The following is a 14,367-nucleotide window of genomic DNA, read 5'->3' as shown; positions in this document are numbered from 1 at the left end:
GATCGTTTCAGAATGATGTGCGGAGTCGTCGGAGGCAGATGATGCTGGAGGCGAGTTCCAAGAGGCCCTGGTGAAGGTCGGCGCGGCGTTCGTAGCGGGTTCGGGGTCGTCTGAACTGGTGGAGCCCTGCGAAGGTGCGCTCGACGACCCAGCGGGTCTCGCCCGGGCCGGAGCCGTGGGCAGCGCCGCGTCGCGCGATGAGGGGCTTGATGCCGCGCTTCCATAGCAGCCGGCGGTACTTGTTGTAGCCGTAGCCGTAGCCGTAGCCGTAGCCGTAGCCGTAGCCGTAGCCGTAGCCGCGGTCGGCGAATAGGCGCTTGGGCTTGTTGCGTGGACGTCCGCGCAGACCCCGTATCCGGGGGATCGCGTCCAGCAGCGGCGTCAGTTGCGTGACGTCATGCCGGTTCCCGCCGGTCACGGACACCAGTGCCCGCGCCGGCCGCCCGCCGTCCGTGCTGTCGGCCCCACTCCCCGGGGCGCCGCACGGCGCGCGACCGTGCAGAGCACCGCGCCCGGGCCCGGTGTCCTGCACGGTCGCATGCGGACGGGCGGGCAGTGACGCGCACGTGGGTGCCCGGAATCACCTCCCGGGCACCCACGGCTGGTCGTCGGACGGCTCAGGCCCTGGGGCCTCACGCCGTGCCGGTCAGCGCGCTACACCTTCTTCAGCGCGAAGTCGGTGACGACCACCTCTCCCTTCACCACCTTGATCGTGGCCGTGGCCGGCTTGTAGCCGTCCTTGAAGACGATGACGGACAGGGGGTTGTTGCGCTTGTCGAGCCAGAGCTCGTAGCGGCCGTCCTCGCCGGTCGTGAGAGTGGTGTCGGCAACCCACGAGTCGACCTCCACGGTGGCTCCCGCGATCGGCTTCCCGGTCGCCGCGGATGTCACCGTGCCGGTCAGCTTCCCCCACGACGCGGGCGGCGCCACGGTCAGGGAGACGGGGATGTCCTGGGCGGGGTAGGGGGTGTCGCTGCCCAGGTTGAGGCGCGCCGAGTAGGTGCCGGGCTGCCCGACCTCGGCCACGGACGCGTCCAGGGTGACGGTCACCGTGGCGGACGCGCCGGGTTGCAGGTCCAGCCGCCGCTCGCTGACGGACATCCAGGTGACGTCCGCGTCGTCCGGCTGGTCGTAACCGGGCAGCAGCTCCGTGGACTTCACCGGAACACCGTCCACCATGCCGCCGACGGCGTAGAAGCCCGTCGCGCCGGAAGCCGCGGTGCGGGCCTGGGCCAAAGCGGGAAGCTCGGACCACGACGAGGTCTTCGGGTCGAACGCCAGGCCGGTGGCGACCACCTTGCCCTGCGACTGGCCGCTGGTCATGACCAGTTGGCCGTTGGCGCTCGCATGGGCCGAGCGCCACAGGGGGAAGGGCATGTCGGGCAGCCGCGACCAGCTGTCGGATGCCGGGTCGTAGACGTAGGCGGAGGACAGCTCGTACCGCGTGTCGCTCGTGTCGACGTTGCCGTTGCCGCCGGCGCAGTAGATCTTGTTATCGATGCCGGCGCAGGCGTTCGCGGCCACCGGTTCGGGGTAGTCGGCGGCCGTGCTCCACGTGTCGGTGGCCGGGTCGTAGACGTTCACCGCGGTGTTCTGGCCGCAGCTGAAGTCGAAGCTGCATCCGCCGATCATGTACAGCTTGCCGTTGAGCACGGCGCCGCCTCCGCCCGACAGGGGGTTCGGCAGGCCGGCGCCGGTCGTCCACGTGTCGGTGGCGGGGTCGTAGATCTCGAGTTTTCCGTCGGCTGCGTAGGAGGAGTCGATGCCGCCGACGACGTAGAGCTTGCCGTCGATGAATCCGTGGGTCGGGTGGGTGCGGGCGTCCTCGGCCGGGGCCAGCGTGGACCACGCACCGCCTGCCTTGGGGTCGTAGACCATGAGCTTGCGCGAGGAGGACTTGCCGTTGCTCCCGAGCCCGGCGTAGAGCTTGCCCTGGTAGCTGTCGGCGAGGCCGTCGATCACAGCCGTCGGCACATCAGGCGCGGGGTGCCATGCCGGTCCGGCCGCGGCCCGCCCGGCCGCGACCACGGCACCGCCCGGGTGCTCGACCAGCGTCACATGGGCCGGCACATCTCCGGTGTTGGTCACCCGCAGGGTGCGGGTCGCAGAGGCTCCCCACTTCACGGACGCGTCGGTTCCGTCGGCGGTGACGGACACCTTGCCCGCCTTCAGCACGAAGTCGCCCGCGGCCGCGCTGCCGTCGGCGACCACCTTCACCTGCCCGGTCAGGGCCTGGTACGGCTTCTTGGACGCGGTGAGATCCTGCTTGCCCTTCGGGGCGAACATCCAGAAGAAGCCGTCGGGACGCCTGACGTCGGCGGGGGTGGTCACCGAGATGGCTCGCTGCCCGGAGGCAGCCGTGACATCGGCGCCCACGATCCCCTCGCCGGTGTTGGCGTCGGTCACCTGACCAGTGACGAGGCCGCCCGCGACCTTCACCGCCTTCCAGTCGGCGACCTGCACGTCGTCGAGCTCCCAGTACTGGGAGTCGGACCCGACGAAGTGGAACCTCACCCGCACGTCGGGCCGCCCCGCGTAGGCGCTCAGATCGACGCCGATCCTCGCCGGACCGCTGATGTCGGCGTAGTTGGCCTCCCAGACGGTCGTCCAGGTCCGCGCCTGGTCGGTGGAGACGTCCACGGACGCCTGCTGGGACCAGGAGCCCAGGTACTGCGTCTGGAAGGACAGGTCCGGGTGCTCATCGCCGCTGAAGTCGTAGGAAGGACTGATGAGGCTGGTGTCCGCACTGACTCCGTAGCCGCTGTCAGCGATGGCGAACCCGCCGCCTCCACCGGTGTGGTTGCCCCGGTACCGGGGGTCGTCGAACGCCCAACCGCCAGTGGTACCCTCCGCGTTCCGCACCGACCAGCCCTCCGGCGCGGCGGAGGTGGAGTCGAAGCTCTCCGTGGGACCCTCGTGCGTCACGTCGTAGCCCGGGGCCGCACCCGACCGCGGATCGACCTTCAGCCCGAAGTCGGCGCCGACGTCGGACGTGGCGACCTTCACCGTGCGCACGGCCTGTTCGTACCCGGGGTAGAAGTCGATCACGCGCAGGGTGTAGTCGGCGTTCCTCGGCAGGTCGATGCTGTAGGCGCCGGTGACCGGGTCGGTCCAGACCGGGGATCCGGGCTTTCCGTCCACGCTGACCATGGCGTACAGCGGCCAGTCGTGGCCTGAGCCGTCCTTGACGGTGCCCGAGACCCGGCTGGTGGGAAGGGCGGTGAGGGGGAGGTCCTTCGCCTTGTCCTTGTCGGCGACGACCTTCACCTCGGCGAACGTCTTGGTCCGGTATCCGTAGCCGCCGACGGTGATGTCGTAGGTGCCTGCCGGCAGGGACAGCTTGTAGGTGCCGTCGGGGCCGGTGTACGCCGTGGAGTTGCCGGCGTGGATCTCCGCCCCTGTCACGGGCGAACCTTCGGCGGCGTCGAGGACCGTGCCGTGGAGCTTGCCGTGCGGGCCGCTGCGGAAGGCCGCCGGGCCGTTGGGGGTGCCCACACCTGTCGGCCCGTCGTAGCCGGCCGTGGCGTTGCACAGGTAGGGGTGGTCGCATGCGCCGTTGGTGCCCGCGGTGATGTCGTGCAGCGTGTCCGGTCCGGCGGCGTAGGGGTAGGAGTTGGGGTAGGTCCCGGGTTCGGGCGTCCCCGCCTGCGCGTAGACCCCGGCGATGATGGGGGCGGAGGCGCTGGTGCCTCCGATGACCGTCCAGCCGCCGTTGCCGTACGTCTGGTACACGGCGGCGCCGGTCTCAGGGTCGGCCAGCGCGGCCACGTCGACGACGGTGCGGCCTTCGCAGAGCGTGTCGTTCTGGAAGTCGGGCTTCGGCTGGTACTCCGAGCATCCGGATCCGGTGCCAGTCCAGGCGGTCTCCGACCAGCCGCGCTCGGAATCCGGGTCCCGGACGAGGGCCGTTCCGCCCACCGCGGTCACGTACTGCGAGGCCGCGGGATACAAGACGCCGTAACCCTCGTCACCCGCCGCGGCGACGATCGCGACACCGGGATGGTTGTACGCCGCGTCCACCATGGTGGTGTCCACCGCGGACTCGAAGGCCCCGTACGAGTTGGAGACGAACTTCGCCCCCATCGCGATGGCCTGGTCGACCGCGGCGGCGAGGTTCTCGGGTGAGGAGTCGTCGGCCTCGACGAGCAGGATGCGGGCACTAGGGGCGGCCGCCGACACCATGTCCAGGTCGAGTGATATCTCCCCCGCCCAGTCCGTGTCGGGTTCCGGGTATTCGGTCCCGCCCCGCTGGTCCACCTTGCGGAAGCAGCCGTTGGCCGAGGTGCAGGCCGGAAGACCGTACTGGGCCCGGTAGATGCCCAGGTCGACCTCGGCGGTGGGGTCGTCGAAGGCGTCGACGATGGCGATGGTCTGCCCGGCACCGCCGTCGGCGGCCAGGTCGTAGGCGTCCTGGATCTCGGCGGGGCCGAGCCCCTCCGGGAGTGCCCCGGCCTTGGCAAGGCCGCGGAAGGCCCTGGTGTCGGTGCGGCGCACGGCGAGGCATGCGGCGTGTTCGGGGTCCGGAGTGTCGCAGATCCGTTCGACGTTGCCGTGGACGGTGGGCGGTTCGGCCGTCGCGGTGGTTACTGCCAGGGCCTGCGGCGCGCCGAGGCCGAACAGCGCGCCGGCGACCGCGGCCGACGTGGCCACCATGGCGAAGAACGTCCTCATGGGCGTTCTGTGCCGTCTTGTGGAGCGATATGACACGTGAGGTCTCCAAGTAACGTGCGTGCGGCGAAAGTTCCATGAGTTCGCCGCGGAAACATTGATGCATCCGCCAAGGATCCAGGGAAGGCATGGACGTTACGTGGATGTAAAATGTGATCATTTCCGGCTCGCGGCGTCCGTTGCGGCGGCGCACACCACCACTACCGGACGCCGCAGCGCACGCACGTTCTGAGGTGGTGCGTTGCCGCGACCCGTCGCAGGAGGGCGGCCCTACCCTCGGGTCCCGCTCCGGCAGAGTCGCCGTGAGCGGTACCACGCACCGTCAGCGTTCTGACGCCTCGGGCGCACGGGCTCGGCGAGGCGCGGCGAGAAGACGTTCGATGCCCAGGTCGAGGGCGGCCTCCAGGTGGGTGAGCGAGCCCGTCGACGTCAGGATCGAGACGACGCCCTGAATGCCCGCGAGCAAGGCGGCGGCGGCTCGGTCGGTGTCCAGCGCCGGCGAGATCTCCCGCTGCTCCTGCATGGCCGGGACGCCGCTGGTGATCTGGCCTGCCAGGTGGCGAGAAGTTCTTGGGTGACGGCCTGGGCGCCGGGCGTCGCGGGGCTCAGCCGCGAGACGAGCGAACCCAGCGGGCAATGCTGCCCTTGCCGCCGGTAGCGGTCGACGACCGCGTCCCGCACCACAGTAAAGAGGCTGTTTGATTCTGCTGTCATGGAGTGACTGGATGGCTGCTGTTTCAAGCGGGGCGTCGCCCGGAGGAGCCGGCCTCGGTCCTCACCTCCGTGAACGGCACGGTCAAGCGTGTGACCGGACCGGATACGGCCATGGTGGCGGCCTGGCCCGCGGTCACCACGAGCAGGGCGGCCAGGGCGGCCGACTCCCCGAGTGCCGTCCAGTGGGCCTGGAGCATCGACAGATGCGCCAGGAGGAGCAGGATCATCCCGCGCCCGACGATGGCGATCGCGGAGATCAGCGCCTCCTCCCGCCGGTGGCCGGGCCAGGTCGCCAGGGCGCGCAGCAGCCACAGGGCCCCGGCCAGGCAGAGGCCGGTGCTGACGGCGTACGCCGGTCCGGGGCGGGCGGCCATGATCAGCACCGCCGTGCCGGCCGTCCAGCAGCAGGCGCTGAACAGGCAGGTCGCACGGCGCCCGTGACGCACCAGGAAGGTGCGCTTGCCGAACAGCGCGTCACCGCGCACATCGCGGAAGTCCTTGAGCAGGATCCGGCCGATGAACCCGAGGTACAGGCCCGCCAGAAGCAGCAGGTCGCCCGGCCGCACGGAGTGGCGGGCGGCCAGCACGCCCACCAGGTACGGCACGGCGACGTAGCAGGCGGGCAGCACGAGCGCCGCGACCGCGCCGCGGTCCGCGAGGCGCACCGGGCGCAGTGAATACCCCGCGCTGACCGCGAGACCGGCCGCGGTGACCGCGGCGGCCCAGGGGTCGATGGCGAGACTCGCACCCAGGGCCAGGGCGCCTGACGCGGCCGCCACCACGACCATGTCCCGCGCCGCCGCGCTGCCCGTCACCAACGGCCGTTCGGCCGCACCCGGGAGGTTGACCCGGTCGATGGCCACGTCGGCCAGGTCGTTGCAGGCCACGGAGAACAACAGGAAGCCGAGGATCGCGACGAGCGATCCGGCCAGCAGGGCGGGGTCCTGGCCGTGGCCGGCCCGGCTGAGGCCGACGGCGGTGTAGAGCGCCAGGAGCAGGACCACGGGGGGCCTGCTCAGCAGGACCAGCAGACGCAGACGTGCCGTCATTTGTTGCTCCCCCAAGTGGAGATCGCGGCATAGACGAGGACGAACAGGCCGACCACCGCGAGCCCCGCGACGGCCAGGACGACGGCCAGGACGACGCCCACCGCGGCCCAGGGGGACCTCCGGGGCCGGCCGGGCGGCGGATCGTGCGATACGTCGGCTGACGGTGTATCAGGCATGGTCGGCCCCTCGTTGCGTGCTGCTCCCGACGCCACGATTATCGGGACCGCGCGGCCTTGGGCCATGAGTACGGGTACTCAGGTCTCCTGCGGCGCGACGGCGGCCGCCGGCACGACCGGGGGCCCCGCCTCGATCGGCGTTCGAGTTTGGCCGGAAAGTGCCCACCGGGAGCGGCAATTCCGTCGATCGGCGCTTCGGCGGCCCCGAATCCGGAAATGCATGCCGCAACGGTAACGGGGAGGTTCGCTCATGGGGAGGGTGACCTGATGAGGCGCAGCACGTTCCGGCTGCCCAGACATCCCACGTCGGTAGGACTGGCCCGGCACCGGGTCCGCGACCACCTGGTGGGATGGGAGCGGGAGAACGAGACGGTGGAGTCCGTGGTGCTCGTCGTGTCGGAGCTGGCCACCAACGCCGTCCGCCACAGTCCGCTGCTGGAGCGGGAGTTCGAGGTGGCGGTGACGATCGAGGCGGACGGCTCGTGCGTGGTGGAGGTGTCCGACGGCGCCGCGCACGTGCGTCCGGTGCCTCGCGAGGCCGCCGACGGCGACGAGTCGGGACGGGGCCTGCGCCTGGTCGAGGCGCTGTCGCGGAACTGGGGCGTGCGCGAACGCGGCAGGGACGGCAAGACGGTGTGGGCCGTACTGGCCTCCGCCTAGCGGCACGGCCCCCGCCTGTTCCCCGTCGCGGCTAACGCTCGAAGAGGAACTCCTTGAGCAGCTCGCGGACCTCGCGCACGATCGGCCGCAGCAGGCGGTAACGGGAGAGCTTGAGGATGCGCGCGCCGAGCGGGGCGGTGCGGGCCACCAGACGACGGGTGCGCTCGCAGTCGGGGGAGTGGTCGAAGACCCAGTAGACGACGATGCCCATCTGGTACATCCACATCAGCTCGGGCAGCACCTCGGCCAGCTCGGCGTCGAGCTTGATGTCCGAGCCGGAGAGCACCCGTTCGTGGATGGAGATCGCCGCGTCGCGGGCCGGGTGCGACTCGGGCGAGAACGGGCTGAGCGGACTGGCCGGGTCGGCGGCGTTCTTGAAGAACTGCGCCGCGAACTGGTGGTAGGGGCGTGCGACATCCAGCCAGGCGTCCATGACCGTGAGCAGCCGCCCGGCCAGGTCCTTGTCACCGCCCCCGGCCAGTACCCCCTGGACCGCGGCCTCGTGGTCGGCGGCGAGCCGGTCGTAGAAGCCCTGGACGAGGTGTTCCTTGCCGGCGAAGTAGTAGTAGGCGTTGCCCACCGAGACCCCGGCCTCGTTGGCGATGGCGCGCATCGTCGTCTTGTCGTAGCCGCGTTCCTCGAAGAGCCGCAGGGCGGTCTCGAGGATCAGGGCCCGTGTCTGCTCGCTCTTGGCGGTGCGCGGGGTCCCGGTGGTCCTGCCGGGGGGTGCTTCTTCCACGGTCGAGAGCCTAACGGGGAGGTGCGCAGCCGCCCGCACAGGCGCCGGGTGAGGTGGCGGCCGACGGGCCGGCGGGGGAGTCCGGGCCGGTGGCGGTGCCGGTGTACGTCCAGCCGTCCTTGGCGTCGTACGTCCAGCCGTCGGCGGTCCCGTAGACCCGGCCGCCCCAGCCGGGGGCGGCCGTCCCGCGGTTCCACTGGGACTCGCGGTAGCGCGCGGCCATGAGCACCGCGGCCCGGGCCAGGGGCGCGCCGGAGCGGGTGCTGAGCCGGTGCGCGGTGGGCCGGTACTCCGACAGCGCCCACAGGCAGACCAGCCAGGCGGCGTCACCGCGGTAGACCTGGCCGGAGTCGCCGATGACGGTGATCTCGCGCAGCGTCGAGGCGGGGTCCAGACGCGGGAAGCGGCGCCGTGCCTCGTCGGAGCCTGCGGGGACCGTCTCCAGCGGAACCAGCTGACGTTGGCGGGCGAGCCAGTCGCGGACGAAGGAGCACAACCGGCAGTCGGGGTCGTACAGGACGGTCAGCCGGCGGACCGGCACCGGGGCCGCTGTGGCGGCCCCGGTCGCTGGGGTGCGGTCCATCACCGTCACACCCCGGGGACGGCCGGGGGCGTCCAGCCCTGCGGCGTGACCGGCGGGATCTGCTCGCGGTCCATCATCCCGCGGCGGCGGATCCTGTTCAGGACGTAGACGTTGCACAGGTGCAGCACACCCAGCACCAGCAGGACGACGCCGAGCTTGACCGACAGCGCCTCGAAGAGGCCGCGGGCGTTGTCGACCGCGTCGGCGTTCCTCAGGTAGAGGGCGACGAAGCCGAGGTTGACGAGGTAGAAGCCGACCACGAGGAGGTGGTTGACGGCATCGGCGAGCTTCTCGTTGCCGTGGAGGACGTCTTCGAGGAAGACCTTGCCCGCCTTGCTGAGTGTCCGGGCCACCCACACCGTCAGCGCGACGCTGACCAGCAGGTAGATGACATATGCGACGACCGTGAGGTCCATGGGTCCCACCCTTGTTTGAACGTGTTCAAAACCCGTTGCGGGACTGACTGTAGACCTGATTTTGAACACGTTCAAGTTGCTTGCGGGCCGGGCTTTCCGGCGGTTCCGGCGCTTCCTGCGGGGACGGACGGGGTGGCCGGGGCCGACGCTGACGCGCCGACGTTCCGCACGCCGGGCACCGCCGCTGTCGCCACGCAGGCGATCGCCACCAGCGCCGCGCACACCCCGAGCGGCACCGCACTGCCCCACGCGGCCGCGGCCGGCGGCGCGAGCGCGTAGCCGGCCGGCGTCGCGGCGAGCGACAGCAGCCAGTCGTACGAGGTGACCCGGGCCAGCGCCTGCGGCGGCACCTGCTGCTGGACGACGGTCTCCCAGACCGGGTTGAGGAAGCCGAGCGCTGCCAGCGCGAGACCGTAGGACGCGATCAGCAGCGGCGCGGGGGCGGCCACGGCGAGCAGGGCCAGCGGCAGCGCGTACGTCGCCAGCCCCAGGTTGGCGATCAGAACGGGCCGGCGCGGCCGCAGCCGGGCGGCCGGGAGCGAGCCGAGGACCAGGCCGATCGCGCCCGCCTCCAGCACCCAGAACCAGACACCTTCACCGCCGAGTCTGCCGATCACGACGGCCGGGCCGAGGGTGGTGAGCACGGCGGCGGCACCGTTCCATGTGCCGTGCGCCACCAGGCTCGTCCAGTACCAGTCGCGGGAACGCACTTCCCGCCACCCCTCCTTGAGGTCCGTGAGCAACGAGGCCCGCGGCAGGGGGACGCGCTCGACCCTGACCGCGGTCAGCAGGGCCGCGCTCACCGCGAAGGACGCCGCGTCCAGCACGAAGGCCAGGCCCGGCCCGGCGGCCCAGATCAGTGCCGCGGCCAGCCCCGGCCCGCACAGCCGGGTGGCGCTGCTCGCCACGCCCATCAGCGCGTTGGCCTTGCGGCGGGCCTCGCCGTCGCCGGTCCCGGCCACGGTCCCGGCGACGAGCGGCGCCTGGGTCGGCATGGCGAAGGCCGAGGCGGCGCCGCCGACCGCCTCCGCGACGGCGATGTGCGCCAGGACCGGGCCGCCGCCGAGGACGCCGAGCAGCTCGGCCCCCACCAGGAGCTGGGCCGCGCAGCGCACGAGGTCGGTGGCGAGCGCCACCCGGCGGGCGTCGAACCGGTCGGCGATCACGCCGCCGAGGGGCAGGAGCAGCAGTCGCGGCACCATTGCGCAGCCCAGTACGAGCGCGAGGGCGGAGACGTCGCCGGTCACCCGGGTGACGGCGATGACCAGTGCGGCGGGCACGACCCCGTCGCCGAGGAGGGAGAGGACGCGGCCGGTGAACAGCAGGCGGAAGGCGCGGAGCCGGAGCGGATGGATCGGTGTCATGGGGCCGCAATGTATTTCGGCATCGAATGATTCGCCACCGAAATTTATGGTGTCGTAGGATTCCGGCCATGACAGCCGAGCCACCGCGTACGGCGGGGACGGAGCGGGACTGGACCGACGGCCATGTCGAGCGCTGGCTGCCCGTCCTGCCGGACCTCGATCCCGACATCGAGGGCGCCGTCACGCGCATGAAGCTGGTCACCAGGCATCTGCGCAGGGTCCGCGAGCAGTCGCTGGCCGACTTCGACCTCCAGTGGCACGAGTTCCACACCCTGCACGCCCTCGCCGGTCGCGGCGGCCGCGCCGCCCCCTCCGAACTCGCCGTGGACCTGGACCTCGCCCCCGCCTCCGTCACCGGGCGGGTCGACGGCCTCGAACGGCGCGGCTACGTCCGCCGCACCCACTCCACCGCCGACCGCCGCCGCATCGACGTCGAGCTCACCGACGACGGCCGCGCCGCCTGGCTCGGTGCGATGGACGTGCTGGGACACGAGGAGTACCGGCTGCTCGGGGCCCTGGACGTGGGTGAGCGCAGGCTGCTGGCCGACATGCTCCGCCGCGTGATGGCCGTGGCCGAGGCGGGCGCCGCCGAAACGGGCGGTGGCGAGGCGGGCGGTACCGGGGCGAAGTGAGCGGCAGCGACCGCCCCGTACATGTCGTACACGCCATCGCCATATCCTGACCCGGGAGTCTGTGCGGAATATGTCGATGCCGACCCCTGACACTCGGCTGAACCGCCGAGTAGTTTTGCCTTCCACGCCACCTTCGCCGGCATATCGCTCGGGGGCAGCATGTACCACGAGGACCGCTACCGGACCCTGACCCGTCCGGTCATCGCGGCTTTCCCCGTCATCACCCGCACGTACCTCGCCACGCCCTCCGGCGAGCTGCGCCGCCCCGGCCGGGTCTGGCTCCTGGGCCCCGCGACCCTCGGCGTGTACTGGCTGATCTGGTACTACCGCGTCAACCGCGAACTGCGCGACTTCGACCCCGGCATCAAGGTCCGTCCGGCCCTCTCGGTCCTCGCGGTCTCCCTCGGCGCCCTCCTGCTGGTGCCCGCCGCGGTATCCCTCTACAACACCGGCTGCCGCATCGCCCGCGCCCAGCGCCGCGCCGGTCTGGCCTGCACGGTCTCCGGCTTCAAGGGCGTCCTGCTGGTGCCGGTCCTCGGCCTGATGCCGTTCTACTACCAGGAACAGCTCAACCGGGTGTGGGTCGCCCGCAACTAGAGCGGAGCCCGGCGCGGCCCCTCACGAGGGGCGCCGACGCCGCCCGGTCCGTTCCGCGGCCCGTTCTCCGGTCCGTTCTCCGGTCCGCTCCGTGCTTCGTGCGCCGTTGCGCGGCGCGGCCTGAGTGCCGCCGCCCGCGCGCCGCCGGCCGCCCCCCGCCGCGGTCCTCGGCCGTGGCCGCCGGCGGATCGCCAGGATGAACGCGGCGACGAGCGCCACCAGTCCCGCCCCCGTCCCCGGCCCGAGCCACCCGGAGCCCTTCGCCGCCGTGCTCGCGCTCACCTCGCCGTCGGCGCTGTTCCCCGGCCGCGGGGACGCCTTCAGCTCGCTGAGCGGCGGCACCAGCGCCCCGACGGGCACCACACGGCCCGTCGCGCCGAACCCCCAGTCCAGCAGCGCGGCGGCCTCCTTGTACACCTCGTCGTACCCCGACTCCGGGTGCATCACGGTGACGAGCAGCGTCCTGCCGTCGCGCTCGGCCGCGCCGGTGAAGGTGTTGCCCGCGTTCGTCGTGTAACCGTTCTTCACGCCGATCACGCCGCGGTAGCGGCCCAGCAGCCGGTTCGTGTTCTGGATCTCGAACGTGCTCCCGTGCTCCCCGGGGAAGTGCGCCACCTCCGTCCGGCAGTAGTCCCGGAAGTCCGGATCGCGCAGCCCTGCCCGCGCGAACAGCGTCAGGTCGTACGCCGACGACAACTGCCCCGGCGTGTCGTAGCCGTCCGGGCTCACCACGTGCGTGTCGTTCGCCTGCAGCTCCAGCGCCCGCGCCCGCATCTCCCGCACGGTCTTGGCCACGCCGCCGTTCATCGAGCACAGCACGTGCACGGCGTCGTTCCCCGACCGCAGGAACACCCCGAGCCACAACTGCTCGACGGTGTAGGTGGTCCCCGCCTCGATCCCGACCAGGCTGCTCCCCGCTCCTATGTCCGCGAGGTCCGCCGCCGTCACCTTGTGCCGCAGCCTCCGGTCGAACTTCGGCAGCACCGTGTCCGCGAACAGCATCTTCAGGGTGCTCGCCGGCGGCATCCGGCGATGCGCGTTGTACGCGGCCAGGACTTCGCCGGAGCCGGCGTCCGCCACGACCCATGACAACGAGTTCGTCTCCGGCAGATCCGGCGCCCCGCCGTCCACCTGGACCCCGGAACGGGCGAGCCGGGCGCCGCCGATCACGGCTCTGCCGGCCGCCGCGGCAGAACCGGACGCCAAAAGGGCGGAAGGGAGAGCGGCCGCTGCCAAGCCGAGCGCGCCGCGACGTGAGATGTGGGGAAAGTCGCGCACGCGCAAGACCGTACAAGCGAAGGCACCCCGACGTGGAACAGGGGGCGCGTCCCGGCGGAAAGTGGCACTCGTTCGGGCGGTGGCCGAGGGGCCGCTGTCAGTCCCCCTCTCTACGCTCGCGGACATGGGGACTGGAACGGTCGTGGGGGAAACGGAACGGGCCGTTCCCGCGTACGGGCTGAGCGGCCCGGGGCGGGGCGTGTGGCGGCTGGGCGCAGTGAGCGCCGAGCTGGTGGTGCGGGGCGGGAAGGTGGCGGTGGGCTGGCGGGATGCCGCGGGCAGGGCCGTACGCGGCGTGCCGGCGTGCGTGCGCCGGGAGCAGACGGGGGAGCTGGCGTTGCTGCGGGCGGCCGTACGCGACATCGAGGAGGCGCTGGCGGCCCGGAGCGCGCGGCTGGAGCGGGAGTTCCTGCGGCGCGGCCCGTGGGGGTACGGCGAATGGCGGGAGCAGTGCCTCGACCACCCGCTCGTGGGAACGGTCGCCCGGCGCCTGCTGTGGACCGTGGACGGGGTGGCGTGCGCCCACACGGACGGGGCCCTGCGCACGCTGACGGGGGAGCCGGTCGGCGGGGGCGCCGCGGTGGAGCTGTGGCACCCCCTCGGGCGTGACCAGGCGGAGGTCGCCGCCTGGCGGGCCCGCCTGGAGCGGCACGGCATCACACAGCCCTTCCCGCAGGCCTACCGCGAGGTCTGCACCACCGGACCGCTCCCAGGGCACCTTCTGTGCGAGGACCGATTCCACGTCCGGGCCGCCGCCCTCGGCTGGCGGTGCGCACCGGTCGACGGCGCCCGCACGGCCCTCACGCGCGACCTGCCGGATTGGGGCGTGCGCGTCGAACTGCCGGTCGATGTCGTGCGGTACGCGGACAGCCGGGCCGTGGTCCTCGGCGGGCCGCGGTTCCACCCACTCGCGTCCGCCGGCGTGCCGCCGCTCGTCGTCAGCGAGGTCGCGCGCGACATCGGCCTGCTCGTGGACGCCGCCGATCTCGCGAACGACGCCGCCCCTCCAGGCGGTCACGATCGGGCCCTCTGGGCCTCCTGCGCCTTCGGAGAGCTCAGCCCCAGTGCCCGGGCCCGCCGCGATGCAGTGGCCCGGCTCCTGCCGCGTCTCGCCCTGGGCGACCGCTGCAGCGCCGAGGGCCGCTTCCTCCACGTCCGCGGTGTCCGTCACACCTACCGGATCCACCTCGGTTCCGCCCAGGTACTTCTGCCCGAGGACCGCCACCTGCCCGTCGCCCTCGCCACCGCTCGTGCACCGCAGCCGAGTTGGCTGCCCCACGAGGGCGACCGGATGCTCTCGGCCGTCCTGGGCAAGGCCGCGCTGCTCGCCCGCGACGACCGGATCACCGACCCCACGATCGTGCGGCAGCTGTGAGCGCCGCGCGGACGTACCACCCCTCGCGCCGGTAGGACCCGGGCCGGGTCGCCCTCGTCGCCCGCCTCGCGGCAGAGGGGGATCCGGCCGTTCTCGCCGGCCACCTGCTCCACCGG

Annotated in this window: 13 protein-coding genes and 1 pseudogene; 4 read left to right on the top strand and 10 right to left on the bottom strand. The window is 72.1% G+C overall.

The genetic code is table 11. From position 1 onward, the window contains the following. Positions 1-7 precede the first annotated feature (7 nt). The 5 genes and pseudogenes from RV983_RS14995 to RV983_RS14975 form a co-directional block, all read right to left on the bottom strand. Positions 8-511: pseudogene (locus RV983_RS14995) on the bottom strand (transposase); the annotation flags it as partial. 143 nt (positions 512-654) lie between these two features. Beyond that, on the bottom strand, positions 655-4,671 hold the full coding sequence (locus RV983_RS14990) for a carboxypeptidase regulatory-like domain-containing protein (protein WP_475986296.1): 4,017 nt from the start codon (positions 4,669-4,671) through the stop codon (positions 655-657). 319 nt (positions 4,672-4,990) lie between these two features. Next, the gene (locus tag RV983_RS14985; protein WP_475986295.1) at positions 4,991-5,191 is read right to left on the bottom strand and encodes a hypothetical protein; all 201 of its coding nucleotides are present in this window, start codon (positions 5,189-5,191) and stop codon (positions 4,991-4,993) included. A 214-nt stretch (positions 5,192-5,405) separates the two neighbouring features. Beyond that, a complete protein-coding gene (locus tag RV983_RS14980) occupies positions 5,406-6,431 on the bottom strand; it encodes a UbiA family prenyltransferase (protein WP_475986294.1) in 1,026 nt (341 codons plus the stop codon). Next, complete coding sequence (locus RV983_RS14975; protein ID WP_475986293.1) at positions 6,428-6,607, bottom strand: hypothetical protein; 180 nt, start codon at positions 6,605-6,607, stop codon at positions 6,428-6,430. Before RV983_RS14975 ends, RV983_RS14980 begins: the two co-directional genes overlap by 4 nt. Positions 6,608-6,871: 264 nt before the next feature. Between RV983_RS14975 and RV983_RS14970 the strand changes: the two genes are divergently transcribed. Next, the gene (locus RV983_RS14970) at positions 6,872-7,267 is read left to right on the top strand and encodes an ATP-binding protein (RefSeq protein WP_475990332.1); all 396 of its coding nucleotides are present in this window, start codon (positions 6,872-6,874) and stop codon (positions 7,265-7,267) included. A 31-nt stretch (positions 7,268-7,298) separates the two neighbouring features. Here RV983_RS14970 and RV983_RS14965 read toward each other — a convergent pair whose 3' ends face one another. The 4 genes from RV983_RS14965 to RV983_RS14950 form a co-directional block, all read right to left on the bottom strand. Further along, positions 7,299-8,006: a TetR/AcrR family transcriptional regulator gene (locus tag RV983_RS14965; protein WP_475986292.1), complete on the bottom strand. Its 708-nt coding sequence runs from the start codon at positions 8,004-8,006 to the stop codon at positions 7,299-7,301. 10 nt (positions 8,007-8,016) lie between these two features. Next, positions 8,017-8,589, bottom strand: a complete 573-nt coding sequence (locus RV983_RS14960) for a thiol-disulfide oxidoreductase DCC family protein (protein WP_475986291.1) — start codon at positions 8,587-8,589, stop codon at positions 8,017-8,019. A 5-nt stretch (positions 8,590-8,594) separates the two neighbouring features. Further along, entirely contained in the window at positions 8,595-9,005 is a 411-nt protein-coding gene (locus RV983_RS14955; RefSeq protein ID WP_475986290.1) for a hypothetical protein, read from the bottom strand. Positions 9,006-9,076: 71 nt separating this feature from the next. After that, a complete protein-coding gene (locus tag RV983_RS14950; protein WP_475986289.1) occupies positions 9,077-10,369 on the bottom strand; it encodes an MFS transporter in 1,293 nt (430 codons plus the stop codon). Positions 10,370-10,437: 68 nt separating this feature from the next. On the opposite strand from RV983_RS14950, the gene RV983_RS14945 reads away from it, so the two are divergent. Both RV983_RS14945 and RV983_RS14940 read left to right on the top strand, forming a co-directional pair. Next, complete coding sequence (locus tag RV983_RS14945; RefSeq protein WP_475986288.1) at positions 10,438-11,001, top strand: MarR family winged helix-turn-helix transcriptional regulator; 564 nt, start codon at positions 10,438-10,440, stop codon at positions 10,999-11,001. A 159-nt stretch (positions 11,002-11,160) separates the two neighbouring features. Then, entirely contained in the window at positions 11,161-11,598 is a 438-nt protein-coding gene (locus RV983_RS14940; RefSeq protein ID WP_475986287.1) for a DUF4234 domain-containing protein, read from the top strand. A gap of 21 nt (positions 11,599-11,619) precedes the next feature. Here RV983_RS14940 and RV983_RS14935 read toward each other — a convergent pair whose 3' ends face one another. After that, positions 11,620-12,876 carry a D-alanyl-D-alanine carboxypeptidase family protein gene (locus RV983_RS14935; RefSeq protein WP_475986286.1) on the bottom strand — a complete coding sequence of 419 codons (1,257 nt, stop codon included), beginning with the start codon at positions 12,874-12,876 and terminating at the stop codon, positions 11,620-11,622. Positions 12,877-13,000: 124 nt separating this feature from the next. Here RV983_RS14935 and RV983_RS14930 point away from each other — a divergent pair, with 124 nt between their 5' ends. Further along, a complete protein-coding gene (locus RV983_RS14930; protein WP_475986285.1) occupies positions 13,001-14,251 on the top strand; it encodes a DUF4132 domain-containing protein in 1,251 nt (416 codons plus the stop codon). Positions 14,252-14,367 lie beyond the last annotated feature (116 nt).

The organism is Streptomyces sp. RLA123 (assembly GCF_056270165.1).
Note: the sequence above shows the minus strand (reverse complement) of the source record. Positions and strands in the feature narration are given on the sequence as shown.

Bases quoted from the DNA above. Each gene is read 5' to 3' on its own strand.
- RV983_RS14990 (WP_475986296.1), bottom strand. From the start codon at position 4,671: ATGAGGACGTTCTTCGCCATGGTGGCCACGTCGGCCGCGGTCGCCGGC.
- RV983_RS14975 (WP_475986293.1), bottom strand. From the start codon at position 6,607: ATGCCTGATACACCGTCAGCCGACGTATCGCACGATCCGCCGCCCGGC.
- RV983_RS14960 (WP_475986291.1), bottom strand. From the start codon at position 8,589: ATGGACCGCACCCCAGCGACCGGGGCCGCCACAGCGGCCCCGGTGCCG.
- RV983_RS14945 (WP_475986288.1), top strand. From the start codon at position 10,438: ATGACAGCCGAGCCACCGCGTACGGCGGGGACGGAGCGGGACTGGACC.
- RV983_RS14955 (WP_475986290.1), bottom strand. From the start codon at position 9,005: ATGGACCTCACGGTCGTCGCATATGTCATCTACCTGCTGGTCAGCGTC.
- RV983_RS14980 (WP_475986294.1), bottom strand. From the start codon at position 6,431: ATGACGGCACGTCTGCGTCTGCTGGTCCTGCTGAGCAGGCCCCCCGTG.
- RV983_RS14985 (WP_475986295.1), bottom strand. From the start codon at position 5,191: ATGCAGGAGCAGCGGGAGATCTCGCCGGCGCTGGACACCGACCGAGCC.
- RV983_RS14930 (WP_475986285.1), top strand. From the start codon at position 13,001: ATGGGGACTGGAACGGTCGTGGGGGAAACGGAACGGGCCGTTCCCGCG.
- RV983_RS14950 (WP_475986289.1), bottom strand. From the start codon at position 10,369: ATGACACCGATCCATCCGCTCCGGCTCCGCGCCTTCCGCCTGCTGTTC.
- RV983_RS14940 (WP_475986287.1), top strand. From the start codon at position 11,161: ATGTACCACGAGGACCGCTACCGGACCCTGACCCGTCCGGTCATCGCG.